The organism is Acinetobacter sp. ACZLY 512 (assembly GCF_023614015.1).
GTDB lineage: Bacteria > Pseudomonadota > Gammaproteobacteria > Pseudomonadales > Moraxellaceae > Acinetobacter > Acinetobacter soli.
In genome coordinates this window covers 18,647-41,609 of sequence record NZ_JAKIVI010000010.1, presented here as the reverse complement: position 1 = coordinate 41,609, position 22,963 = coordinate 18,647, and the positions used below count along the sequence as shown (strand labels likewise).

The following is a 22,963-nucleotide window of genomic DNA, read 5'->3' as shown; positions in this document are numbered from 1 at the left end:
CTAAAGACTCAAAAAAGAGCAAAAAACATTAACTTTAGGTTAATGAATTTGCATTTTGCTTGATTGATTCAAGCGCAAAAAAAGCATTTTATAAGAACAGATCAAGACATGACCATTAAGGAAAATTACATGGAAGGTTCTGTTCAGCATAAAGAACGCCTATGGACAAAGCGTCGTCACAGTAAACAACTCAAACTGGAAATGGCACAGCAATATACTGACGGTGTCGTGATTCCAACCCAAGATATCATTAAGGTACTTGAAACCTTGATCACACCGGGCGACCGAGTGGTGCTTGAAGGCAATAATCAAAAACAGGCCGATTTTTTATCTCGTTCACTTGCACAAACCAGTCCACAAGTGTTGCATGATTTACATATGATCATGCCAAGTGTGGGACGTCCAGAGCATCTGTATTTATTTGAAAAAGGCATAGCACGAAAGCTCGATTTTTCTTTTGCAGGTACACAAAGCCTTCGTATTAGCCAGTTACTTGAAGATGGTCTACTCGAGATCGGCGCCATTCACACCTACATCGAGCTTTATTCGCGTTTACTGGTCGATCTAATTCCCAATGTGGTGCTGTCGGCAGGCTTTATGGCGGATCGTCAGGGCAATATTTATACCGGACCGAGTACCGAAGATTCACCTGCATTAATTGAACCTGCTGCATTTAGTGATGGAATTGTGATTGTACAGGTCAATGAACTGGTCGATGATGTACAAGATTTACCGCGTGTGGATATTCCAGCCTCTTGGGTAGATTTTGTGGTGGTGGCTGATCAGCCTTTTTATATTGAACCGCTATTTACCCGTGATCCCAAACATATCAAACCCGTACATGTACTGATGGCGATGATGGCCATCCGCGGAATTTATGAAAAGCATCAGGTTCAGTCATTGAATCACGGTATTGGATTTAATACGGCTGCGATTGAATTGATTTTACCTACCTATGGCGAGTCTTTGGGCCTCAAAGGCAAGATTTGCCGAAACTGGACTTTGAACCCACATCCAACTCTTATTCCAGCCATTGAAAGCGGTTGGGTTGAAAGTGTGCACTGTTTCGGTACCGAATTGGGAATGGAAAAATATGTAGCTGCGCGTCCAGACGTATTTTTTACCGGTCGAGATGGCTCACTACGCTCTAACCGGATGATGTGCCAACTGGCAGGGCAGTATGCGGTTGATCTATTTATAGGGGCAACCTTACAAGTGGATGGTGATGGCCATTCATCGACCGTAACCAAAGGCCGTTTAGCAGGTTTTGGTGGTGCACCCAACATGGGTCATGATCCGCGAGGTCGTCGTCATGATACACCAGCATGGCTGGATATGCGCCAGGAAGGTCATTCGGATACCGATACTTACCTTGCGCGAGGTAAAAAGCTGGTGGTTCAAATGGTCGAGACCTATCAATAAGGTGGAAAACCTACATTTGTAAACACACTTGATGCTGTCGAGGTGGCCAAAAAAGCGGGTATGCCGCTGGCTCCTGTCATGATTTATGGTGATGACGTCACGCATCTATTAACCGAGGAAGGTATCGCCTACTTATATAAGGCACGTAGTCAGGAAGAGCGTCGTGCCATGATTGCAGCAGTTGCTGGCGTGACCGAAATTGGCTTACAGCAAGATCCCAAAAAGACCCAGCAACTTCGTGCAGAAGGACTGGTCGTTTTTCCAGAAGATCTAGGGATCAAGCGTACCGATGCGACACGTGAATTGCTGGCCGCGAAGAATATTGCAGATTTGGTGACTTGGTCAGATGGTTTGTATCAGCCCCCAGCGAAATTTAGGAGCTGGTAATGAATGCCATATTAAACAAAACACCCGCACTTACACGGGCAGAACAAATTGCAAATCTAGCAGTACAAGCACTAACCGATGAAGTCAATCTGACACCTAAGCCGGCATTGGTGGATCGTCGCGGTAGTGGCGCTCATCACGATTTGACACTTCAATTGATGGAGCAGTCTGCAAATAGCCTTTACCCGATGTTTAAAGCCATGGCAGAAGCAGCCCAAGCGCATGGTCACGTTTCACAAGCACTGCGCGAACAGATAGGGCAGCTTGGACGTGATGGCGAGCAGCATATGCTCAAGATAACAAACGGTGTAAATACGCACCGTGGTGCAATTTGGTCGATGGGCCTCATGGTCACCGCAGCCGCACTGGAGCTGTCGCAGCAGCATGCGCATGATGTAGAGCATCTTTGCCAGATTGCAGCACAGATTGCGTGCTTAACAGATCGTTTTGTGCCAGCTCAGGCTGTGTTGAGTCATGGTCAGAAGATCCAGAAAAAATTTGGCATTCAAGGTGCAAAACATCAGGCACAACAGGCATTTCCTGTGCTCACCACCTACGGATTGACCGAGCTAAATCGTAGTCGGGCACATCACATTGAAGAAAACAAAGCCCGGATTAATGCCTTACTGGCCATGATGGCACACTTAGACGACACCTGTGTGATTCACCGTGCAGGACTGGATGGTTTGAGTTGTGTCCAAACCGGCGCGCTAAATATTTTGGCATTAGGTGGCTGTTCGAGCCAACAAGGATACCGTGCGCTGCTTGATTATGAACAAGCGCTGATGATGATTCGCGCATCGGCAGGAGGTGCCGCAGATTTACTGGCTTCGCTGTTGTTTCTCGATCAAGTCGAGCAGATCAACTGGAATGAAACGCAAGGATTACAAGCATGGAAATATTAAATTTTGAATTTTCAGCCAGCGAGGCGGCAGCGAAATCCGCATTGGTGGGGTGTGTCGGATCGGGAGATCTTGAAATCTTGATGGAACCCAGTTCGTCGAATGTCACCACCATTCAGGTGATCACCTCAGTCGATGGTAGTGAGCAGCGCTGGAAAAATTTATTTGAACGTATTTTTTCAGAGTCGAAGCAATGTGCAGTCAACATCGAAATCCATGACTTTGGTGCCACACCGGGCGTTGTCCGTTTAAGACTCGAGCAGGCTTTTGAAGAGGTGCAACATGGCTGATATTGATTATTTACTGAAAAAACACAGTTTCATTGAGCTTGATGCTCGCCACCGTGCCAAAAGCCTACTCGATGCAACATCTCAAAAAGAACTGCTCGATCCTTTTGCACGTGTCATGTCGCCGTGGTTAATCAAACAAAATATCGTGCCGCAAGCCGATGACGGCGTTGTAGTGATCAAGGGGACGCTTGAAGGTCGGCCAGCGGTGATCATTTCAATTGAAGGTGTGTTTCAGGGAGGAAGTCTTGGTGAAGTTGGAGGCGCTAAAATTGCAGGCGCTTTAGAGCTTGCCGTCGAAGACAACCGCAATCACATTCCTACCGTCGCGATTTTATTGCTCGAAACGGGGGGTGTTCGGTTACAAGAAGCCAACCTTGGATTGGCAGCAATTGCAGAAATTCAGGCTGCAATCGTTGCGTTACGTCAGTATCAACCTGTCATCGGGGTGGTTGCCGGAAGTGTTGGTTGCTTTGGTGGCATGTCAATTGCTGCAGGTTTATGCAGTTACCTGATCATGACACAAGAAGGGCGCCTAGGACTAAATGGTCCGCAAGTCATTGAGCAAGAAGCGGGTTTACAAGAGTATAACGCAAAAGATCGTCCGTTTATTTGGAGTATCTGTGGGGGTGAACAGCGCTTTAAAACTGGCCTGATCGATGCCTATATCGATGACAACCGCGAGCAAATTAAGGCACAGATCATCGAATTTATTCAGCAAGGATCACCACAACGACCGCGTTGCATGCAAGCAGAACACTACTTAGAAAAGCTTCAGCACCTAGATACCACGCAGCAGATCAGTCCGGCAGAAGTACAGGCATTGTATCAGGGAGAAAAAGCATGAATATGGATGTTAATGCAATCAAACAGGCTACTCGGGGGAAACTATGGTTCGATCGACTGACCCAGAGTTTTGAGCGAATCGAAAGCGGAATTGAATCGTTGCAGATTGCCGAAGGCAAGATCAATAACCAGATCGTTCGGGTATTTTGCATAACGGCGGACACTCAAAATCGTTTTCCACGCGCGCGTAATGGAGAAGTGGGACTACTTGAAGGTTGGGGACTTGCCCATGCAGTAAACCAGTTGATCAAACAAGATCAAGATGCATCTAAAAAGCGTGGCATTCTTTGCTTGGTAGATGTACCGAGTCAGGCATATGGCAGACGCGAAGAAAGTTTAGGAATTCATCAGGCCTTGGCCGCAGCCGTAGACAGCTATGCACGTGCTCGTCTTGCAGGACATGCAGTAGTGAGCCTGTTGGTAGGTAAATCAATGTCTGGTGCTTTTTTGGCGCATGGTTATCAGGCCAATCGGATACTAGCGCTCAAAGATTCTGGCGTTATGGTACATGCTATGGGCAAAGAATCTGCTGCGCGCGTGACCTTGCGTACGGTTGAAGAACTTGAGCAACTGGCTCAGCGTATTCCACCCATGGCTTATGATATCGAAAGCTATGCCTCTTTAGGATTATTATCGGGTCTACTTGAGGTGGAATCGGCTGAAGATCCAACCCAACATGACTTAGAGTCTGTGACTCAGTCAATCGCAGGAGCTTTTGAGGATATTCAGCAGCAGGGGCGCTGTGATTTATCGCATCGCTTGCAAGCTCAAAATCGTCAAGCCTCTTTGCGTGTTCGTGAGTTAATGAAGGCGCAGTGGTCATGATGAATTCGATACAGCCACATGATTTACTCTGGGGTATAACACGGCAAATGCTGGGTCATGATATACCTCAATGGGTGATTGCGGCTGTATCACATGGCCATCCTGTAGTGGTTCGACGTGATGTGATGATCAATCAGATGATTCCCGTTGGAATTCGAGGAAGATCACGCGGGGAGCGCTTTGCTACACATTTGAATTACAATGCAATTACAAAATGTGTGCAACCGGAACAATTGGCACACGTTGATTTAAATCTATTTCCACATTTAAAAGATCGGCTTGAGCAAATAAATATCCTGATGCACCAATCAGGTTGGGCTTGGGGATATACCGGGAGCGTCGGTTTTGAGCTGGCAACCGGATTGAAAACCGTTACGCCGCAAAGTGATATTGATCTGATTATCCGTACACCTGAAGCAATGTGTAAGAAACAAGCAACATGGTTACTAGAGCATTTAGATCAATTGGCTTTGAAAATAGATGTGCAATTACAAACACCGCGGGGTGGCGTTGCCTTAAAGGAATGGGCAAGGGCGACTGGCAAAGTACTGCTCAAGCAATCGAATGCTGCGGTATTGATTGAAAACCCTTGGTAGTAAGGAAGAATCGATATGAGCACAATTTGGGTATTTCCGGGACAAGGCGCGCAGCATCCGAATATGTTGCACGACCTGCCTCAGCATCATCTTGTGCAACATTATATTCAGCAAGCTTCTGATGTATTAGATCAAGATGTGCTGTTGCTTGATCAGCCAGATGCACTGAAATCGACCTATGCCGTACAGATTTGTTTATATATTGCCGGCGTGGTGAGTGCGGCACTTTTACAAGAACATGCGGGCCAGCCCCAATTTGTTGCTGGACTTTCAATTGGAGCTTGGGCCGCAGCCACGACTGCCAAGGTGATAACATTTGAAGATGGATTAAAACTGGTTGCGAAGCGCGGACAACTCATGCAGGAAGCATATCCTTCTGGATATGGTATGACGGCCATTTTGGGTGCAGATCAAGCGCGTGTCGAGATGTGGGTAAACGCCGTAAAATCAACACACGCTGAAGTTTATATTGCCAATATTAATACTGAAACCCAAATTGTAATTTCGGGTGAAATAAACGCCATGCAAGCAGTGGGTTCACTTGCTCAGCAAAATGGCGCTGTATGTAAAAAAGTCGAAATCAGTGTGCCATCGCATTGTGAATTACTTACACAACAGGCACAGCAACTGGCGACGATGATGGAGGGGATTCGTACACAACAACCCAGCATTAAATATTTAAGTGGTACAAGCGCCAGAGTATTGCCTACGGATCGGCAGATCGTAGACGATATCGTGTTTAATATGTGCCGGATGATTCGTTGGGACAATACCGTGCGCGCTGCATGGGAGCGAGGCGCCCGATTGCACATTGAAGCATTGCCAGGAAATGTCTTAACTGGCTTGGCAAAAAAAACGTTCAAAGAAGGAACCGTGTTGTCCTTTCAGAATACACAGTTGGAAAGTCTGATGACGGCGATGCACATCCAGCAAGGATACATTTGAAGTTATCAAAAAATGAAGAAACTCAATGGATAGAGGACGTTAAAAATGATTATTTATGGAACAGCGATTTTAGCCATTTGTCACTTACTCGGCGATTATCTGGGTAATACGCTTGGAATGCTACTTGGAGTAAAAGCCAATGTCGGTGGTGTAGCCATTTCAATGATCTTACTTATTCTGATGAAGGAGTTGTTGGCAAAAAAAGGCTATCTACCTCAAGTGACACAATTTGGTGTGTTGTACTGGTCTGGTATGTATATTCCGATTGTTGTGGCGATGTCCGCGGGACAAAATGTGGTGGCTGCACTATCAGGCGGTGTGCTCGGGATTATTGTTTCAGTGGCTTCATTGGTCGGAACCGTATTGGTGATTCGTTATCTCAATAGTATTAGTGGCGACTATGAAACATATGAATGGACAATCGAAAGAGTCGAAAAAACAGCATAAAAAGAACTGAATAAAGAAAAGGAGCTTCAACATGGATACATTAATTGCAGTACTCACCAAGAATGCGCTGGTGACCGCCTTGGCGATCACAGGTTTGATGATGTTTGTCTCACATCTTTTATCTAAATATCTGACCAAAGGTAAATTACAAAGTTCAGCGATTGCAATTACTTTAGGGTTGGTGGTCGCATATTTTGCTGGCGTGTATACACATGGCACCAAAGATATTTCTGATATTGCAATTTTTTCAGGATTTGCACTATTGGGTGGTGCCATGATTCGTGATCTTGCTATTGCTTCAACTGCGTTTGAAGTAGATGTAAAAGAAGTCAAAAAAGCCGGCAAGATCGGTTTAATCGCACTTATGCTTGGATGCGTTGTACCTTTTGCAATTGGTGTAATTGTGGCATGGTGTTTAGGTTATAAAGATCCTGTTTCAATGACCACGATCGGTGCGGGTGCGATGACTTATATTGTCGGGCCAATTACGGGCACTGCAATAGGGGCAAGCTCTGATGTGATTGCGCTTTCAATTGCGATTGGCTTAATTAAATCGGTGTTTTTCATGGTGGGGACACCGTTACTGGCAAAATTCATGTATTTGAAAAGCCCACGTTCAGCAATGGTATTTGGTGGCTTGGCCGGAACAACCAGTGGTACAGCAGCAGGTTTAGCAGGTACAGATGTCAGATTGGTTCCATATGGTGCATTGGTCGCAACCTTTTATACAGGACTCGGATGCTTACTCGGTCCGTCAGTTTTTTTCCTGACAGTCAATGCAATTTTTGGTTGATGCACTTAAAAAGAAACTTCGGCAAGTGGTTTTTATTGACCAGTTGCCGACAATTTATGAATGTAAGTATTGTTTTGCAAACATGCGACATTCTGCAATTAAAGCCAGCAGATTTGGATCACGCTCCTTACTTTTTAAAAAAACCAAACCAATTTCTTGTTTAATCTGTTTTGCACCTTTTAATGGAATGAGTTTCACTGAGCTTTCGTGAATCGTCGAGATTCGACCAGGTAAAAGGGCAAGTCCAACGCCAGTACTGACCATACTAATCAGAGTAAAAATATCACTCACTTCCAAAAACACTTTAGGGTCAATCCCTGCATTTTCGAAAACTTCATCGCTATCACTGCGTGTAGCAAATCCTTTTGACAAAGTTAAAAAGGTTTCATCTTTTAAGCTAGCCAAATCCACTTCATGCATATTGGCAAGCGCTGAGTTTTTATTGACGGCTAAGAAAATTTTATCCTCAAACATCGGTAAACTTTCAAAATCTGGATCGTCTGTGGTGGCGTTCAAGGCCACGATAATTGCATCGAGTTCAGTCGATTTCAGTTTTTTAACCAAATCTAGATTCGAACTTAAGAGTAATTGAATATCGAGTTCGCCTCGACGCAGCTTCAGACGACTAATCACATTTGGAATCGTATTTACGGTGAGCGAATATAACGAACCGAGGTGCAGAACCTTCGCTGCAAAGCCAGCCGCTTCACGGGTTTTATTCACAGTCGTGATCATGTCTTGGACTAGTTTTTGTGCATTTTCTTGCAAGACATAAGCACTTTTGAGAGGAATTAGGCTTCGGCCTTCATGTTTAAACAAAGGACAACGTAGCGCACTTTCCAAAGAGTGTAATGCCTTATGCACACTGACATTGCTGATCTGCATTTCAGCTGCAGTTTTTGTTAAATTTCCACAGCGCATAAAAGCTAAAAAAATCTGAATCTTTTTAAGCGTTAGCTCATCATCAATATCCATAATGTATGCATATGTCCTTATGATTTATCCAAATACTCAAAACTTGAGTATCTCTTTGTGAGTGTAGTACAAATGTGGATATTTTGGCGAAGTTGTTTTTTCATTAGCTTGAGCAGAAGTGTTTGTTTGGTGATTTATCTTTAAAATCTTAAAATTTAGATTTATCAGTTGTTTAAAATGCTTTAAGCTAGTTACAATACCTCATAAATGATGAAAATGTGATGCCACAAACATAAGTGATGTTGTACATTTCACGCTTTATTCACATACACATACAGTATTTTAAAAATATAGAAAAAACATAAGGTGAATTTCATGAAATCTTTGAGTAAAACATTAGCCATTTCAACTGTTGTATGTTCTAGTATTTTTGGCGCCATTGCAGCGCACGCTGAAACGCAAGCACCGAAAGCCGTAGAGCAGATCGATATTAATAAATATACCGGAAAATGGTATGAGATCGCGCATTTGCCAGTCTATTTCCAGCGCAAATGTGCCAGTGATACTTCTGCAACCTATGCACTCAATGCAGATAGGACTGTTGCAGTCATTAATAGCTGTCGCACCCAATCTGGCGAGATGATTCGTTCGGAAGGTGTTGCATATCCTCAAAATGCAGGTAACAGCAAACTTAAAGTAAGTTTCTTACCAAAAGGTCTACGCTGGATTCCTTTTACCAAAGGCGACTATTGGGTACTTCGGATTGATCCGGATTATCAAACGGTTTTAGTCGGTGGCCCATCACACAAATACTTATGGATTTTGTCACGTAACCCACAATTAGATACAACTACCTACCAATCTTATTTACAAACCGCGCGCGATTATGGCTATGATGTAACCAAGTTGGTCAAAACTCCACAAAAATAATGAGTCATGCATAGGTCAAGCCGAGTCACTGACTCGGTTCGACTCTTAAGAGAAATGCTTCACATAAACTTCATATCGCATCTCCTACAATGACACCATAGAGAGAAATGCTGCAGATCAGGAAGAATCAATGTCTAAATTTTTTCTACGATGGATCGATAGCTGGTCGACGACAGACAACGCACAAGAAACAATCACGTCTAATTTAAGTCAACGTCATCAAACTCAATGGCTTAGAATTATTCCGTTTATTGTTTTGCATGTGGCATGTCTGGCGGCTTTCTGGGTCGGTGTGTCATGGTTTGCCATCTTATTTATGGTGTTTTTCTATTTTATTCGTATGTTTGCCATTACGGCATTCTTTCACCGTTATTTGTCGCATAAAACCTTTCAAACCTCGCGTCCGGTTCAATTTCTGTTTGCTTTAATTGGGACCATGAGTGCACAGCGCGGGCCTCTTTGGTGGGCGGCGCACCATCGTTATCATCATCGTTTCACCGACACCGACCAAGATCCACATTCATCGACCAAAGGCTTTTGGTATAGCCATGTGGGCTGGTTTTTAAATGAAGAAAATTTTGGTACGCGTAAAAACATCATTAAAGATTGGCTCAAGTTTCCAGAACTCATCTGGTTAGATCGCTTTAGTTTACCTGTCGTGGTGTTTACTGCGATTGGTATCTATGCATTGGGTGAAGCACTGGCAGTCTATGCGCCTCAACTTGGTACCAATGGCCTACAGCTCTTGGTCTGGGGCTTTGTGATTTCAACAGTACTGCTCACGCATGCGACCTTGTGTATCAACTCCATGGCACACCGCTATGGTTCACGTGATTTTAATACAGACGATGAAAGCCGCAATAATTTGTTCTTGTCCTTGATTACTCTAGGTGAAGGTTGGCATAACAATCATCACTATTATGCAGGAAGTACACGCCAAGGCTTCTTTTGGTGGCAAATAGATATTACCTATTACCTGCTTAAAATCATGTCTTGGATGGGGCTGGTGTGGGGCATTAAAGACGTCCCAGAGCGTGTTTATGCAGCGCGTCAACATGTCTCGTCTCGTGAATTTAAACAACTAAATATAGAAAAAATTGAGAGTGAAGAAGTTCGATGAAAATCGCCATTATTGGGTCTGGTATTTCCGGCATGTACGCCGCATGGAAGCTTTCAAAACATCACGACGTCACGATCTTCGAAAAAAATGCGTATTTTGGCGGTCATACCGATACTCATGACTTGTTTGTCGATGGCCGCCATGTGGCAGTTGATAGTGGATTTATCGTTTTTAATGCCCACAATTATCCATTGTTTTGTGCGATGCTGAACGAACTCGGCGTAAGCGCTCAAGACAGTGACATGAGCTTTTCAGTAAACAATCTGGTGAGTGGTTTACAATACAATCCTTCTAAAAAATGGTCGTTATTTACCCGGCCACAGAATTTTGCAAATTCGCGTTTTAGGAGCATGATCTCGGATTTACTTCGTTTTTATGAAGCCAACAAGGCGTTAAACATAGATGAAGTCGATTCTGAAATGACGATTGAGGCATATCTCGATCAGCATGGTTATTCAGACGCATTTCGTGAAGAGCATTTATATCCGATGTGCGGTGCGCTATGGTCGAGTCCGGTTGAGCAAGTCGGTGAGATTCCGTATAAATTCGTGGTCAGTTTTTTTCAGCATCATCGAATGCTACAGCTTAAAGACCGTCCACAATGGAAAACAGTGAAGGGTGGCTCTGCAACGTATATTCGAGCCATTCAAGCGCAGTGCAGCAATATTGCTTGGCAGCATACGGCTGTACAGCAGGTAAAGCGTTTTGACGATCATGTCGAAATTCATACAGATGATCAGGTCATGAATTTTGACTGGGTCATCTTTGCGGCGCATGCAGATGACTGTTTACCGTTGCTGCATGACGCAACGCCGCTCGAGCAAGATATTCTGGGTAGTTTTAGTTATCAAGACAATACCATGGTAGTGCATCGAGACCTTTCGATTATGCCGAAATCGCGCAGTCAGTGGGCCAGTTGGCATGTCCACGTGACGCCTGAGCATTCAAAAGAATCAGGTGCCAAAGTGCACTATGGTTTTACTTACTGGATGAACAGTCTACAAAATTTGTCATGTTCATCTCAGATTTTTTCTACACTCAATCCGAACATGCCGATTAATCTGAAACAGGTTTTCGTGACACGGCACTACCGTCATCCGGTATTTGACCGACCTGCGATTGATGCACAGTTACGCTGGTCAGAAATTAGCGGGGTCAATCGAACGTCTTTTTGTGGTGCCTACTGGGGCTGGGGCTTTCATGAAGATGGTGCCCGAAGTGCTCAGCGTGTTGTCGATCAAATTCAGGTTGATGCTTAATCGCACAAGGAGTTACAGATGCTCTGGACCTCACTTGCACGTGCGCCTGCAAAAATTCGCCACCGCCGTTATTCACCAAAATCACATGCTTTTGAATCTGAGTTGACCTACCTATGGTTCAATCCAGATCAAATTGAACACGACGCTCAAACATGTAAATTATGGTCAGTACGGCGTTGGAATATTTTGAGCATAAAGCCTGATGATTTCTTGACGATGTATAGCGGTAGTATTCGAGAACGAGTCAAAAAAGCAATTTTGGAACATGCCAATTTCGTTGCTCGGGCCGACTGGGAAATTCGAGTATTGGCTTTACCCCGTTATTTCGGATTTCGCTTTAATTCGGTGGTGTTTTATTACGTTTTTAATCGTGATCAACAGCTTCAGTTTATTTTGAGTGAAATTACCAATACGCCTTGGAATGAGCGTCAAGTTTACGTGCATGATTGCCGCGAGCAAGACGCACAGATTCAGCATTTTAAGAGCTATCAGTTTAAGTTTGATAAGGCATTTCACGTGTCGCCGTTTATGCCTATGGCACTGGCATATCAGTGGAAATTCAGCCATTCAAATATACAAAATGTGATTCATATGCAGCTTTATGAACAGCAACAACTGATCTTCGATGCCACGATGAATTTCACCTTAGACCCCATCACGTTTCCTTCACAGCAATATCGATATGCTCTTCGTTATAGTGTGGAGCCTTTTAAAATGTTAGCTTCGATTTATTTACAAGCCTTCCAGTTGTGGCGCAAGAAAGTTCCATTTTATCGTCACCCAAAAAAGAATAAGGATATATAACCCATGATTAAGACATTTCTTTACGGTGAACAAGATACATTACCGCTGATTTTAAGAGGGCTTCTTAAAATACAGCACGGTCAGATTACTTTTCGCGGTGTTTGGAACGGAACTGTGGGTGAGCCCTCAGATCTTCATGCCACCATTGAGGTGCATAATCCGGCACTGATTGAACTGATATTTAAAAATGGCGTACTTGGTGCCGCCGAAGGTTATATTCGCGGTGACTGGACCACCGACCACTTGGTTGAGCTCATTCAGATTTTATCGCGTAACCGACATGTACTCGATAAAATCAATCAAAATGTGGTGGCACAAGCAAGCCAAAGCTTATTAAAACTCTGGTACAAATCACGACAAAATTCAATCACGGGTAGTCGTAAAAATATTGCCGAGCATTATGATCTAAGCAACGACTTCTTTAAGCTATTTCTCGATGACTCGATGATGTACTCAAGTGCGGTATTTACCGATGAGCACATGACGCTTGAAGCGGCATCTGATTTGAAAAAAGAGCAGATTTGCCAAAAACTCCAGCTTAAACCGCTCGATCATCTGGTCGAAATTGGAAGCGGTTGGGGGGGCTTTGCAATTTACGCCGCTCAAAATTATGGCTGTAAAGTCACCACGATTACCATTTCACAAGCGCAATATGATGAAGCAGTAGCACGCGTTGAGGCAGCTGGTTTAAGCCATCGAGTTGATGTGCAGCTTAAAGATTATCGTCTTCTTGAAGGCAAATTCGACAAACTGGTTTCAATTGAAATGATTGAGGCGGTGGGCGAGCAGTACCTGCCAACTTATTTTAACCAGTGCCGCAATCTTCTTAAACCGCATGGTCTGGCCCTAATTCAAGCAATTACCATTGAAGATGCACGCTATGAAAAAGCCATTAATACAGTTGATTTCATTAAGCGGTATATCTTCCCGGGCAGTTTTATTCCGTCTATCAGCGTCATGACTTTGGCAGCATCAACCCAAAAACTGCGTCTGAAACAGCTCGATGATATTGGTTTAAGCTATGCCCAAACCATTCATCATTGGCGAGCACGCTTTTTAGCAGCTAAAGCAGACGTACTGGCACTTGGTTTCGATGAAAGCTTCATTCGTATGTGGGATTTTTACCTCTGTTACTGCGAAGGGGGCTTCAGAGAAGGCGTCATTAGCGATGTGCATATGCTATTTGAAGCCAGTCCATATTGAGATCGATCTGGAAATGAAGGAGATCAGTGATGCTATGGAATCTGGTTATTCTAGATGTTGCGATCATGTTGGTATGCTGGCTGGTTGCAACCTTCAATCGTCGCGTGGGAATTGTTGATGTCGCATGGAGTTTTTGTATTGCGATCAATATCTTACTTTCAGCTTGGTTGATTGATACCGCACCACTTGCCATTCGTTTATTTATTGGTGTGTTAAGCGGTGCATGGTTTTTACGCCTGTTTCAGCATTTGTTTCGGCGTTATCTTGCCGAGACTGAAGAAGACACACGCTATGCCAATATGCGCAGAGCCATGGGCAAGTTCCAGCATGTCGGCTTCTTACTTTTTTTCTTGTTTCAGGCAGGTTTAGTACTGCTATTTTTCGCTCCAATGTGGGTTTTGCTCAATCAGCCTACTTCCGCCTGGTCAGGCTTTATGTTGCCCGCGATGTTGGTTGCCGCGCTTGTCATGCTGGTTGCTTTTGCCGGAGAAAGCATCGCAGATCAGCAGCTTTACCGTTTCAAGCAAGACAAGGCCAATCGTGGCAAAACAATGGATCAGGGTTTATGGCGATACTCTCGGCATCCCAACTACTTTTTTGAATGGTTGCACTGGTTTGCTTACCCGATTTTAGGCTTGGCAGTGGGTGTATATGTGCTATGGATTTATCCGCTGCTGATGTGGTTATTTTTGTATTACATCACAGGTATTCCGTTTAGTGAGCAACAAGCGTTAAAGAACCGTGGTCAAAATTATCGTGACTATCAGCAACGAACTTCAATGTTTATTCCTAGAAAACCAAAACAATAGGTCAATATATGGATTTTATCATTCAACAATCGCTCAAACTGGTCGAGAGTGGCCTTGTACCCGATCAGGCCATTCGTGCGGCTATTCGTGCGCTCAGTAAAAAACGTCTGATTCAGGAAGGTCGTTATGATCCTGAACAGGCCGCCCAGCGTTATATGGATGTGCTGAATACCCTCAAGCACAGTGAAATTGCCATTGAAACCGACAAAGCCAATGAGCAGCACTACGAACTACCGACCGAATTTTTTCAGGCCGCATTGGGCAAACGTTTAAAATACAGCGCATGTTACTTCCCAACTACCAAAACCACCCTAGACGAAGCCGAAGAGTTTGCTTTACAGATATACTGTGAACGCGCTCAGCTTAAGGATGGTCAGCAGATTTTAGAGCTGGGCTGTGGCTGGGGTTCTTTTACACTCTGGATGGCAGAGCGTTACCCAAATGCCTCAATCAAGGGCGTGTCTAATTCGGCCACACAACGTCAACACATCTTGGCTCAAGCGAAACAGCGTGGACTCAATAATATTGAAATCCTGACCTGTGATGTGAATGTACTTGAACTTGAAAAAGGGCAGTTTGATCGCGTGGTATCGGTCGAAATGTTTGAGCATGTGCGCAATTACCAGCGTTTATTTGAAAAAATTCAAACATGGCTGAAAGATGATGGCTTATTATGGTGTCATATTTTCTGTCACCGATTCTTGCATTACCCATTTGAAATTAAGAACGAATATGACTGGATGTCGAAATACTTCTTTACTGGTGGTCTGATGCCGTCGGTCTCGACATTCTTACATTTTCAGGATCATTTAGAGCTCAGCCAGCAGTGGCAGTGGTCAGGTGAGCATTATGAGCGTACTGCCAATGCATGGCTTGAAAACATGGATGCGCATGAAACTGAACTCAAACCGTTGTTTGAAAAAATTTATGCACAAGATGCAGATGCATGGTGGCAGCGCTGGCGCATATTCTTTATGGCCTGTGCCGAGCTGTTTGGATTTGACCAAGGTCAAGAGTGGGTCGTTGGGCATTACTTATTTAAAAAGAAGGCGGCCTAACCCACACATTGGCTGTTATTGAGTTGTAAATATGTTGAAGTTCTACCGCAACGACCATTCCAATCATCCTGTGGCTGATGTGTTTAATCGATACTATTGGCTACAAATTGTTTTGATTGCAATGTCGATTGTGGTGGGCTTGGCATGCAGCGCATGGGTCATTAAAGGCTCTTTATTAAAAACTGCCCTTGAGCAGGAGATGGAGCATTACTGGATTCGCGTTCAGCGTAACCCGAATGCGAATTTACCCGATACCAAAAACTTGTATGGCTATCGATGGCTCACCAATAACCCACCGCCGCGTTTTAAATCTTATACCTTCAAGCCTGGTGTAAACCGGATGTTTATTGATGGTAAAGATCGTATGACAGTTTATGGTGAGAAAAATGGTCAGCATGTCTTGCTGGTTTTTGGTGAAAGCAACGTCAATAAATTGATCTGGCTATTTGGTCTTGCACCACTCATGTTTAGCTTATCTGTTTTATACAGCTTTTTGTGGTGGTCAAACCGGCGGGCAAAGCGCTATTTTTCTCCTATTACACGATTGGCCAATGCGCTTGAACAAATCGATTGGGCGCATCAAACCGAGCAATCGCCATTTGCCCAAATCAGTACCAATGGTAATTTAGAAGCAGAATATCTTAAGCAGGCGCTAGAAAAGTACCATCAAGTTTTGACCGAATTTATCCGCCGAGAGCGCGAATTTACAGGGGATGTAAGCCACGAGCTGCGCACACCGCTGACGATCTTAAAGGGCAATTTACAGTTATGTCAAGTTAAGTTTGGCCAAGACAAATCCTTGCTGCGTATGCACAATACCATTGAGGACATGCAGCTTTTGGTCGATACACTTTTGGCAATAGCGCGAAATACCACCAGTAATCTAAATACTGAACATCATTATTTGTCTAAAATCGTCGATGATCTGGTGATGGATCTGGCCGATATGAGTCAGGTCAAAGGCATTGATATTGAAATTCAGTACGAAGAAGCCGAGCAAAAGCGCTGGCTATATCCTTCCATGACCAAAATGGTGCTCAGTAATATCTTGCGTAACGCTTTAAATTATTCGCAAGGTACCCAGATCGATATAATCTTGCAAAAAAACAGCCTTATTATTGCCGATAATGGAATTGGATTGGATTTACCTAACGATGCCAAAGTGCAAGAGCTCAATGAATCTCAGTTGAAGCTCGATGTAAAAGGGCATGGAATTGGTTTACAACTGGTGCAAAAACTGTGTAAACAGCTCAACTGGCGAGTAGAGCTGTTCGACCGTCAATATTATCTTTTAACCCATCCAGAGTTAATGCTACAAAATACTACAGGTTTGATTGTTGTGGTTTATCTTTGTTAAGAGGCGCTTTGTTCAATTGCTATCTTTAAACCCACTCCCGAAACGGTGTGTAATAGTTTTTGTTCAAAGGGTTTATCAATCATTTTTCTTAGATTATAAATATGGCTTCTGAGTGCATCGCTCTCAGGCTCTTCTTCACCCCATAATTCCATAATCAGTTCTTGCTTGGTCACTACTTTAGGTGACTGACGCATTAATGTTTTGAGTAATTTAAACTGAATCGGTGGCAGTTCTATTGAATGACCGTTTCGTATGACGCGCTGAGTAGATGTGTCTAATACAAGATCGTGTATTTTGATTTGGCTATTAGACACCTCGCCAGAAGCACGCTTAATGAGGGCACGAATGCGGGCAACCAGTTCGTTGAAGTCAAATGGCTTGATCAAGTAGTCGTCTGCACCAGCAGAAAACCCCTGAAGTTTATCTTCAACAGTATCACGCGCTGTGAGCATGAGTACAGGTAAATCCAGTCCTTGATCGTTTCGTACCCAGTCACAAAGCTGGTAGCCTGTACCGTCTGGTAAGTTCACATCTAATAAAAGCAAATGAAAAGGCTGTGACTTTAAGAAGTTTTTGGCAGCGTCAAGGTTACGCGCATGGTCAACCACGTAACCATGCGCCTCTAAAAACTCACAAACCGTTGCAGCCAGCTCAAAATGATCTTCGACCATGAGTATAAAATGATGGCTCATAAGATGAAGCGAATCCATTAATTGAGAAGTTGTTGTTTTAACTTAGCATTAAATGGCGCTGCACCAAACCAAATTTTAAAATAATCATTGGCATGCGGATCGGTAATTGAACCAAGCGGTTTATTGTTTAAAACCAGATCCAGTTTCTGATTTTGCATTTGATAGCCAATGCTATACAAATCTCCCGATTTTACTGGCCGATAGAGCGCGGTAATCTGGTTCAAAGGGGATTTACTGCTAAAGCCAGAAATATTTTTTTCCAGAAAATGTGTGGCCGCTTTTTTAAATGCCCATTCTGGAATATCACGGGTATAGTAGAAGTCAAGACGGATATCCTGCGTATTCCATGCCTTGGCACAATCTTGCGCATAGTAGCTGACTTTACCGACATTTTTGAGCGTCACCACAATTGGTGCTGTACTGCATTTTTTTAATTCGCTGGCCGATGCTGTTTGTGTCATCCATAATGATGACACACCCAACACACTACCAATTACGATTTTTTGAATGGTAGTACCCATTTGTAAGCTCCTCCAAATACAGGTAATGAACGGAATAAGCCGTTAGCAGGGTCCCAGAAATCTTGCTGGAAAATAATCTGTTGTTGCGGATTTACTTTAATTTCGCTGATACCGTAGGAGTCCATAGTTTTGGTACTACCGAACATCTTGAAGTCATAGGCCATGTGCCAGTGAATATATGCGGAGTCTTCATGATGGGTCGCGCTGATGAGTTTTACGGTCACGTTGCTCACGCGTTTGTTCATACCTTCAAAATGCTTCACCAATTCTTGCTTATTGGAAAACTGAGATAAAGTATCGTTGATGTAAAGCTGATCGGCATATAGATTACTGGCATTTTTCACAAATGACGGTGTACCGAGGGTATTAAAGGCACCCACAAATCGCTGGCCGATGTCCATAGCTTTTTGATCATCCATCACTACACCATTCACTTGCTCACGCGCTTTAGTGTAATCACTGGTATATGCTGGCATGCTTTTACAGGCACTCAGACTCAAAATCGTAATGGCCGAGACGGCAAGTGTCGTGATTCTTTTCATCATTGGGTTCACCCTTGATTTATCTTTATCAATCAAAGGTAGGTGAAAAGGTGTGAACTGGGCGTGAAATTTATACGCCAGATCGTGATCAAACGTATAGCTTGCGTTATTAAATATTAAGTTAAAAAACGTTAAACATCATCATATGGTTCAACTGGCGTTTCTAGCGTGAGCTGATAAAACGCGGCATCGAGCCAGCGTCCAAATTTAAATCCCGCTTGGGTGATAATGCCCGAATAACGAAATCCGAGTTTTTCATGCAATTTAATACTGGCTACATTGGTTGCATCAATACATCCGACCATCACGTGTACATCAGCGGCTTTCGCTCGTTCGATCAGTGCTTGCATCAGCACGGTGCTCAAGCCTTGGCCACGAAAATCTTTATGAATATAAACGCTGTGTTCGACTGTATATTTATAAGCCGGAAATGCCCGAAATGTGCCAAAGCTTGCAAAGCCCATCAATTGACCTTGCGCATTGACTGCGCCGATGACAGGAAATTGATGTGTACGTTTGGTTTTAAACCATTGCACCATACTTTCTTGCGTGCGGGGTTTGTAGTCGTACAATGCAGTTGAATGCACAATCGCATCATTGAGAATATCCAGAATCTCAGTTGAATGTTGTTGTTCCGTACAATCCACAATACGTAATGCTTCAACAGATGGCTTCGACATCAAAAATTATCCTTATTGACAGGCACGATAGCGCTTTATTGCAGAACAAATCGCGCTAGGAGAAAAAGCTGCAAAAGAGTAGCAGAAAATCAGCAAAATACCAAAATGAGATAAAGATGTAGTTATAAGGCGCAACAGGTTAAATCAACAAATCAAATAAACGGCTTTCATCGAATTGTTTTAAATTGTCATCACGCTATGAACCATTTTCAATTTAGTACAGAATACAAAAGAAAAGGAGTGAAAAAAATGGGTAAATTTGAATGAAAACAACAGTCAAATATGTAGTACTTAAAGGGGACGATTATCAGCTTGGAACCCCTTTGCATGAAGAGCAGCTCGATGCGCCAGCAGATTTTTTTGACAAAATCCCTGATCAATTAACATTAAATCAGCGCAATTTTCGTTTGAAGTATAAAGAGTTGAATCGCAAATATTCGCATTATGATGAAATTGAAGAGGCGCAGCACATTGTAGTGAAGCTGATCGCAATTTAAAAAAAAAGCTCAGAGCATACTCTGAGCTTTTTTATATTTAAAACATCACCAGCATGATGATGGCACCGAGTGCAATCCGGTACCAAGCAAATACGCGTAAAGTATGCTTCTCAACAAATCGAACCAGTGCTCTGACCACAAATAATGCAGAAATGAAAGCTGCAACAAATCCAAGCCCGATATTGAGCATATTGTCCGATGTTAAAATACTGGCATTACGCATGAGGTCATAGGTGGCTGCACCCAGCATGGTTGGCATGGCCAAGAAGAACGAAAATTCGGTCGCTGCTTTACGAGATAAACCTGAAAGCATACCACCAATAATCGTTGCACCTGAACGAGATGTGCCTGGAATCATGGCAATACACTGCACAAAACCCACAATGATGGCTTGCTTGAAAGTAATGCGTGTGGCTTCGGTAGTAGATGGCTTAAAGTCACGAGACTCAACCCAGAAAATAATGAGTCCACCTACAATCAGCGCCACCGCCACGACCATTGGGCTAAACAGCACCGATTTAATGAAATCGACGGCCAATACGCCAATAATTACCGCGGGGAAAAAAGCAATCAGAACGCTAAACGTAAAATGTCGTGCTTCTGCATCACCGCTAAAAAAGCCTTTCACCAAATCGATAATTTTTTTTCTGTACAGCCAGCACACCGCGAGAATGGCACCTAACTGGATCACGACTTCAAATGCTCGACCGCTATCGGAATGAAAGTCAATTAAATGACCAAATAAGATTAAATGTCCTGTACTCGAAATCGGTAAAAATTCTGTTAATCCTTCGATAAAACCTAAAAATAACGCTTTAAAAGCTTCAAGATTTCCCATGAAATATTGTACTCATCTCTAAAATCGTTGAGTGGAAGATGTTTTTTAGAATAAAAACGTACCTTATCTTAAAGTAAACAATTCCTTGATCAATAAAAAAGATAAAATAATTTGAATTTGATAATGAGAATTGTTTGTGTTTATTGTTTTTTTGTTTTATGATGATTTCCGAAGAGTTCGAGAAGGCTCTTCAATAAAACAATAATAATCATCACTACCAGAGGTAGTATTACAGCGTGATCCTCAAAACCCATAGCCAGTGCTATGGGTTTTTTTATTTTAATGTGGTTTAGATGCAGCCTGCATTTGCTGCTTCAGATACAAGTCGACATAATACTTCTCGACATAATCATCGGCATATTGATTTGCGACACAGCGTGTCTGTGTTTTTTCTACTTTTTTTACTGCTACTGTTGGATCTACTTGTTGCACAACCCACCATTCGCGATCAATTCTGCGTACAGAAAAAAGTTCTTTCTGGTATTTACGTTTAGCCATTAAAGATCCATAAACATGAACAAAGTGAGTGATTTCTACGTGACCCTGCGCATGAAGTCAAGTCGGCTTTGATGAGCTTGTATATTTTAAAATCATTAAACAAACGCCTAGAAAACAAAAAAGCTGACATCTGTTTAGATATCAGCTTTTTTGGATCATGCAATCAATTTACACAGGTAAAATGGCTATTGCACCGGACGATGATTTATTTCATTCAACTCTTTACGGCTGTAACCGCGAGACACCAAAACCTTTTTAATTCCTTTGATGATATCTTCATCAGTTGCTTTTGCCAAAGCAGCAACGAGCTGCTCGTTTGTTTTGCAAGAACAATCGTTTTCAACACAAGCAATTTGGTTTTTATGCTCGTTATTGATCTCATCTGATGAGAACAGTTTATGCCAAAAACTCATAGAGCCTTCATAATCAACTTAACATAGCTCGAAATATAGCCAAATTAAATAAAAATACAAGATGACCAAAGTGATAAAAGCAACAATCAAACTCTAAATTTTCCGATGGTAAATTTAAAATTTAACGAAATTATGACAAGGCTAGGGGCTTGATCTTTGATTTAATTTGATTTTTAACTATAAAAAATGATTAAAGAAGAATAGGTTACATCTATAACCTATTCATTATTCTTTACAATGCAATAAATTGTTTAAATTCTTTCGAGTAATACACCCGATTCAACATGATGGGTAAACGGGAATTGATCAAACAAAGCGAAGCGGCTAATTCGATGTGTTTGAGTCAGGGTTTTTAAGTTGTCGTATAAGGTATCCGGGTTACACGAGATATATAAAATACGCTCAAAACCTTGCAGAAGTTTAAGAGTATCATCATCAATTCCGGCGCGTGGTGGATCGACAAAAACCGTATCAAATTGATAGCCATCAAGCTCGATTTGCGCTTCTTGAAGGCGTCTGAAACTACGTTCACCGCGATAGGCTTCAGTAAACTCTTCGGCCGAAAGTCGGGCAATTTGGATGTTATTAATCTGGTTTTGTGCAATGTTCCACTGCGCAGCATAAACAGAACTTTTTGCAAGCTCAGTGGCCAACACACGATTGAAATGTAATGAAAGCGGCAAGGTAAAATTACCGTTTCCGCAATAGAGTTCAAGCAAATCCTGATTTTCACCCTGAATGGTATCGCAGGCCCAAGTGAGCATCTTTTGACAAACAATGGCATTTGGCTGGGTGAAGCTGCTTTCGATTTGTTTGTATTTAAAAGTGCGGCCATGAACCTGTAATTGCTCTACCACATAGTCATCACCGATAATGACTTTCTGACCACGGCTACGTCCCATGATCTTGATATTGAGTTGATCTGCCAGTGCTTTGGCCGCAGCTTCCCAGTCAGCGTCTAGTTTACGATGATAAATCAGCGTAACCAGCATTTCACCACTCAGTGTCGCCAAAAAATCGACTTCAAAAATACGCTGTGATAGCACAGCATTCGCCTTGAGCTCTGCCAGTAAAACAGGCATGAGTGCATTAATGCTTTGATCAGCAATTGGAAACGTATCAACACGTACCACAGCTTTATTTTTGCCTTTGTCTGCGCGTTCAAACATGGCATAGAACAAATCATTTTCAGTATGCCAGATACGAAACTCGGCACGCATACGAAAATTTTGCTCTGGCGAGTCAAATACTTCCAATGTTGGCGCATTAAATTCCTGAAATTGGCGGGTGATTCGTTCAATTTTATCTTGAAGCTGTTGCTGATACGTTTGAGACATAAATATGAAAAATAACAAGAATCGTCAAAGCGCAAATAGT

Annotated in this window: 26 protein-coding genes and 1 pseudogene; 18 read left to right on the top strand and 9 right to left on the bottom strand. The window is 42.9% G+C overall.

The window, feature by feature from the left end:
* Positions 1-129: 129 nt before the first annotated feature.
* From mdcA to madM, 9 genes and pseudogenes are all read left to right on the top strand, one after another.
* Positions 130-1,809: pseudogene (gene mdcA / locus L2096_RS11685) on the top strand (malonate decarboxylase subunit alpha).
* A complete protein-coding gene (locus tag L2096_RS11680) occupies positions 1,809-2,714 on the top strand; it encodes a triphosphoribosyl-dephospho-CoA synthase (RefSeq protein ID WP_250365467.1) in 906 nt (301 codons plus the stop codon). The pseudogene mdcA and the gene L2096_RS11680 overlap by 1 nt, the downstream one beginning before the upstream one ends.
* The gene (locus tag L2096_RS11675) at positions 2,702-3,001 is read left to right on the top strand and encodes a malonate decarboxylase subunit delta (RefSeq protein WP_004938041.1); all 300 of its coding nucleotides are present in this window, start codon (positions 2,702-2,704) and stop codon (positions 2,999-3,001) included. Before L2096_RS11680 ends, L2096_RS11675 begins: the two co-directional genes overlap by 13 nt.
* Positions 2,994-3,845 carry a biotin-independent malonate decarboxylase subunit beta gene (locus L2096_RS11670; RefSeq protein ID WP_250365466.1) on the top strand — a complete coding sequence of 284 codons (852 nt, stop codon included), beginning with the start codon at positions 2,994-2,996 and terminating at the stop codon, positions 3,843-3,845. Before L2096_RS11675 ends, L2096_RS11670 begins: the two co-directional genes overlap by 8 nt.
* The gene (gene mdcE / locus L2096_RS11665) at positions 3,842-4,669 is read left to right on the top strand and encodes a biotin-independent malonate decarboxylase subunit gamma (protein ID WP_250365465.1); all 828 of its coding nucleotides are present in this window, start codon (positions 3,842-3,844) and stop codon (positions 4,667-4,669) included. The genes L2096_RS11670 and mdcE overlap by 4 nt, the downstream gene beginning before the upstream one ends.
* Positions 4,666-5,265, top strand: a complete 600-nt coding sequence (locus L2096_RS11660; RefSeq protein WP_250365464.1) for a malonate decarboxylase holo-ACP synthase — start codon at positions 4,666-4,668, stop codon at positions 5,263-5,265. The genes mdcE and L2096_RS11660 overlap by 4 nt, the downstream gene beginning before the upstream one ends.
* Before the next feature lie 15 nt (positions 5,266-5,280).
* On the top strand, positions 5,281-6,210 hold the full coding sequence (gene mdcH / locus L2096_RS11655; RefSeq protein ID WP_076032372.1) for a malonate decarboxylase subunit epsilon: 930 nt from the start codon (positions 5,281-5,283) through the stop codon (positions 6,208-6,210).
* Between the two features lie 45 nt (positions 6,211-6,255).
* The gene (madL, locus tag L2096_RS11650) at positions 6,256-6,657 is read left to right on the top strand and encodes a malonate transporter subunit MadL (protein WP_250365463.1); all 402 of its coding nucleotides are present in this window, start codon (positions 6,256-6,258) and stop codon (positions 6,655-6,657) included.
* 31 nt (positions 6,658-6,688) lie between these two features.
* Positions 6,689-7,450 (top strand): malonate transporter subunit MadM, encoded by a 762-nt coding sequence (madM, locus tag L2096_RS11645; RefSeq protein ID WP_250365462.1) that lies wholly within the window; start codon positions 6,689-6,691, stop codon positions 7,448-7,450.
* A gap of 54 nt (positions 7,451-7,504) precedes the next feature.
* On the opposite strand, the gene L2096_RS11640 is transcribed toward madM, so the two are convergent.
* Positions 7,505-8,425: a LysR family transcriptional regulator gene (locus tag L2096_RS11640; RefSeq protein WP_055414999.1), complete on the bottom strand. Its 921-nt coding sequence runs from the start codon at positions 8,423-8,425 to the stop codon at positions 7,505-7,507.
* A gap of 315 nt (positions 8,426-8,740) precedes the next feature.
* Here L2096_RS11640 and L2096_RS11635 point away from each other — a divergent pair, with 315 nt between their 5' ends.
* From L2096_RS11635 to L2096_RS11600, 8 genes are all read left to right on the top strand, one after another.
* Positions 8,741-9,295, top strand: coding sequence for a lipocalin family protein (locus tag L2096_RS11635; RefSeq protein ID WP_119689835.1), 555 nt, complete (start codon positions 8,741-8,743; stop codon positions 9,293-9,295).
* Between the two features lie 130 nt (positions 9,296-9,425).
* Entirely contained in the window at positions 9,426-10,415 is a 990-nt protein-coding gene (locus L2096_RS11630) for an acyl-CoA desaturase (RefSeq protein ID WP_004947717.1), read from the top strand.
* Complete coding sequence (locus L2096_RS11625) at positions 10,412-11,674, top strand: NAD(P)/FAD-dependent oxidoreductase (RefSeq protein ID WP_250365461.1); 1,263 nt, start codon at positions 10,412-10,414, stop codon at positions 11,672-11,674. Before L2096_RS11630 ends, L2096_RS11625 begins: the two co-directional genes overlap by 4 nt.
* Positions 11,675-11,692: 18 nt before the next feature.
* Positions 11,693-12,478: a DUF1365 domain-containing protein gene (locus tag L2096_RS11620; RefSeq protein WP_048766058.1), complete on the top strand. Its 786-nt coding sequence runs from the start codon at positions 11,693-11,695 to the stop codon at positions 12,476-12,478.
* 3 nt (positions 12,479-12,481) lie between these two features.
* Positions 12,482-13,681: an SAM-dependent methyltransferase gene (locus L2096_RS11615; RefSeq protein ID WP_025094690.1), complete on the top strand. Its 1,200-nt coding sequence runs from the start codon at positions 12,482-12,484 to the stop codon at positions 13,679-13,681.
* A gap of 29 nt (positions 13,682-13,710) precedes the next feature.
* Positions 13,711-14,490 carry a DUF1295 domain-containing protein gene (locus L2096_RS11610; RefSeq protein WP_104124947.1) on the top strand — a complete coding sequence of 260 codons (780 nt, stop codon included), beginning with the start codon at positions 13,711-13,713 and terminating at the stop codon, positions 14,488-14,490.
* 8 nt (positions 14,491-14,498) lie between these two features.
* Positions 14,499-15,548, top strand: coding sequence for an SAM-dependent methyltransferase (locus L2096_RS11605; RefSeq protein WP_119026044.1), 1,050 nt, complete (start codon positions 14,499-14,501; stop codon positions 15,546-15,548).
* Between the two features lie 31 nt (positions 15,549-15,579).
* The gene (locus tag L2096_RS11600; protein WP_048766054.1) at positions 15,580-16,905 is read left to right on the top strand and encodes a sensor histidine kinase; all 1,326 of its coding nucleotides are present in this window, start codon (positions 15,580-15,582) and stop codon (positions 16,903-16,905) included.
* Here L2096_RS11600 and L2096_RS11595 read toward each other — a convergent pair.
* The 4 genes from L2096_RS11595 to L2096_RS11580 all read right to left on the bottom strand — a co-directional run bounded on the left by L2096_RS11595 (position 16,902) and on the right by L2096_RS11580 (position 19,340).
* A complete protein-coding gene (locus L2096_RS11595; RefSeq protein WP_025094687.1) occupies positions 16,902-17,597 on the bottom strand; it encodes a response regulator transcription factor in 696 nt (231 codons plus the stop codon). The two genes, L2096_RS11600 and L2096_RS11595, sit on opposite strands and share 4 nt — an antisense overlap.
* A 17-nt stretch (positions 17,598-17,614) precedes the next feature.
* On the bottom strand, positions 17,615-18,118 hold the full coding sequence (locus L2096_RS11590) for a chalcone isomerase family protein (RefSeq protein WP_004937992.1): 504 nt from the start codon (positions 18,116-18,118) through the stop codon (positions 17,615-17,617).
* Complete coding sequence (locus tag L2096_RS11585; RefSeq protein WP_025094686.1) at positions 18,091-18,660, bottom strand: nuclear transport factor 2 family protein; 570 nt, start codon at positions 18,658-18,660, stop codon at positions 18,091-18,093. Before L2096_RS11585 ends, L2096_RS11590 begins: the two co-directional genes overlap by 28 nt.
* A gap of 131 nt (positions 18,661-18,791) precedes the next feature.
* Positions 18,792-19,340, bottom strand: coding sequence for a GNAT family N-acetyltransferase (locus L2096_RS11580; protein WP_216198816.1), 549 nt, complete (start codon positions 19,338-19,340; stop codon positions 18,792-18,794).
* A 263-nt stretch (positions 19,341-19,603) separates the two neighbouring features.
* Here L2096_RS11580 and L2096_RS11575 point away from each other — a divergent pair, with 263 nt between their 5' ends.
* Positions 19,604-19,837: a hypothetical protein gene (locus tag L2096_RS11575; protein ID WP_004937983.1), complete on the top strand. Its 234-nt coding sequence runs from the start codon at positions 19,604-19,606 to the stop codon at positions 19,835-19,837.
* Positions 19,838-19,874: 37 nt separating this feature from the next.
* Here L2096_RS11575 and L2096_RS11570 read toward each other — a convergent pair whose 3' ends face one another.
* The 4 genes from L2096_RS11570 to trmA all read right to left on the bottom strand — a co-directional run bounded on the left by L2096_RS11570 (position 19,875) and on the right by trmA (position 22,923).
* Positions 19,875-20,675 (bottom strand): undecaprenyl-diphosphate phosphatase, encoded by an 801-nt coding sequence (locus L2096_RS11570; protein WP_004937982.1) that lies wholly within the window; start codon positions 20,673-20,675, stop codon positions 19,875-19,877.
* Between the two features lie 279 nt (positions 20,676-20,954).
* On the bottom strand, positions 20,955-21,173 hold the full coding sequence (locus L2096_RS11565; protein WP_004937977.1) for a hypothetical protein: 219 nt from the start codon (positions 21,171-21,173) through the stop codon (positions 20,955-20,957).
* 185 nt (positions 21,174-21,358) lie between these two features.
* Positions 21,359-21,586, bottom strand: a complete 228-nt coding sequence (locus tag L2096_RS11560; protein ID WP_004937974.1) for a hypothetical protein — start codon at positions 21,584-21,586, stop codon at positions 21,359-21,361.
* A gap of 251 nt (positions 21,587-21,837) precedes the next feature.
* On the bottom strand, positions 21,838-22,923 hold the full coding sequence (gene trmA / locus L2096_RS11555) for a tRNA (uridine(54)-C5)-methyltransferase TrmA (protein ID WP_250365460.1): 1,086 nt from the start codon (positions 22,921-22,923) through the stop codon (positions 21,838-21,840).
* Between the last annotated feature and the right edge of the window lie 40 nt (positions 22,924-22,963).

What these genes read in the sequence shown, in the direction of transcription:
- L2096_RS11680 (WP_250365467.1), top strand. Translation starts at nt 1,809, where the DNA reads ATGAATGCCATATTAAACAAAACACCCGCACTTACACGGGCAGAACAA.
- L2096_RS11675 (WP_004938041.1), top strand. Translation starts at nt 2,702, where the DNA reads ATGGAAATATTAAATTTTGAATTTTCAGCCAGCGAGGCGGCAGCGAAA.
- L2096_RS11670 (WP_250365466.1), top strand. Translation starts at nt 2,994, where the DNA reads ATGGCTGATATTGATTATTTACTGAAAAAACACAGTTTCATTGAGCTT.
- mdcE (WP_250365465.1), top strand. Translation starts at nt 3,842, where the DNA reads ATGAATATGGATGTTAATGCAATCAAACAGGCTACTCGGGGGAAACTA.
- L2096_RS11660 (WP_250365464.1), top strand. Translation starts at nt 4,666, where the DNA reads ATGATGAATTCGATACAGCCACATGATTTACTCTGGGGTATAACACGG.
- mdcH (WP_076032372.1), top strand. Translation starts at nt 5,281, where the DNA reads ATGAGCACAATTTGGGTATTTCCGGGACAAGGCGCGCAGCATCCGAAT.
- madL (WP_250365463.1), top strand. Translation starts at nt 6,256, where the DNA reads ATGATTATTTATGGAACAGCGATTTTAGCCATTTGTCACTTACTCGGC.
- madM (WP_250365462.1), top strand. Translation starts at nt 6,689, where the DNA reads ATGGATACATTAATTGCAGTACTCACCAAGAATGCGCTGGTGACCGCC.
- L2096_RS11640 (WP_055414999.1), bottom strand. Translation starts at nt 8,425, where the DNA reads ATGGATATTGATGATGAGCTAACGCTTAAAAAGATTCAGATTTTTTTA.
- L2096_RS11635 (WP_119689835.1), top strand. Translation starts at nt 8,741, where the DNA reads ATGAAATCTTTGAGTAAAACATTAGCCATTTCAACTGTTGTATGTTCT.
- L2096_RS11630 (WP_004947717.1), top strand. Translation starts at nt 9,426, where the DNA reads ATGTCTAAATTTTTTCTACGATGGATCGATAGCTGGTCGACGACAGAC.
- L2096_RS11625 (WP_250365461.1), top strand. Translation starts at nt 10,412, where the DNA reads ATGAAAATCGCCATTATTGGGTCTGGTATTTCCGGCATGTACGCCGCA.
- L2096_RS11620 (WP_048766058.1), top strand. Translation starts at nt 11,693, where the DNA reads ATGCTCTGGACCTCACTTGCACGTGCGCCTGCAAAAATTCGCCACCGC.
- L2096_RS11615 (WP_025094690.1), top strand. Translation starts at nt 12,482, where the DNA reads ATGATTAAGACATTTCTTTACGGTGAACAAGATACATTACCGCTGATT.
- L2096_RS11610 (WP_104124947.1), top strand. Translation starts at nt 13,711, where the DNA reads ATGCTATGGAATCTGGTTATTCTAGATGTTGCGATCATGTTGGTATGC.
- L2096_RS11605 (WP_119026044.1), top strand. Translation starts at nt 14,499, where the DNA reads ATGGATTTTATCATTCAACAATCGCTCAAACTGGTCGAGAGTGGCCTT.
- L2096_RS11600 (WP_048766054.1), top strand. Translation starts at nt 15,580, where the DNA reads ATGTTGAAGTTCTACCGCAACGACCATTCCAATCATCCTGTGGCTGAT.
- L2096_RS11595 (WP_025094687.1), bottom strand. Translation starts at nt 17,597, where the DNA reads ATGAGCCATCATTTTATACTCATGGTCGAAGATCATTTTGAGCTGGCT.
- L2096_RS11590 (WP_004937992.1), bottom strand. Translation starts at nt 18,118, where the DNA reads ATGGGTACTACCATTCAAAAAATCGTAATTGGTAGTGTGTTGGGTGTG.
- L2096_RS11585 (WP_025094686.1), bottom strand. Translation starts at nt 18,660, where the DNA reads ATGAAAAGAATCACGACACTTGCCGTCTCGGCCATTACGATTTTGAGT.
- L2096_RS11580 (WP_216198816.1), bottom strand. Translation starts at nt 19,340, where the DNA reads ATGTCGAAGCCATCTGTTGAAGCATTACGTATTGTGGATTGTACGGAA.
- L2096_RS11575 (WP_004937983.1), top strand. Translation starts at nt 19,604, where the DNA reads ATGAAAACAACAGTCAAATATGTAGTACTTAAAGGGGACGATTATCAG.
- L2096_RS11570 (WP_004937982.1), bottom strand. Translation starts at nt 20,675, where the DNA reads ATGGGAAATCTTGAAGCTTTTAAAGCGTTATTTTTAGGTTTTATCGAA.
- L2096_RS11565 (WP_004937977.1), bottom strand. Translation starts at nt 21,173, where the DNA reads ATGGCTAAACGTAAATACCAGAAAGAACTTTTTTCTGTACGCAGAATT.
- L2096_RS11560 (WP_004937974.1), bottom strand. Translation starts at nt 21,586, where the DNA reads ATGAGTTTTTGGCATAAACTGTTCTCATCAGATGAGATCAATAACGAG.
- trmA (WP_250365460.1), bottom strand. Translation starts at nt 22,923, where the DNA reads ATGTCTCAAACGTATCAGCAACAGCTTCAAGATAAAATTGAACGAATC.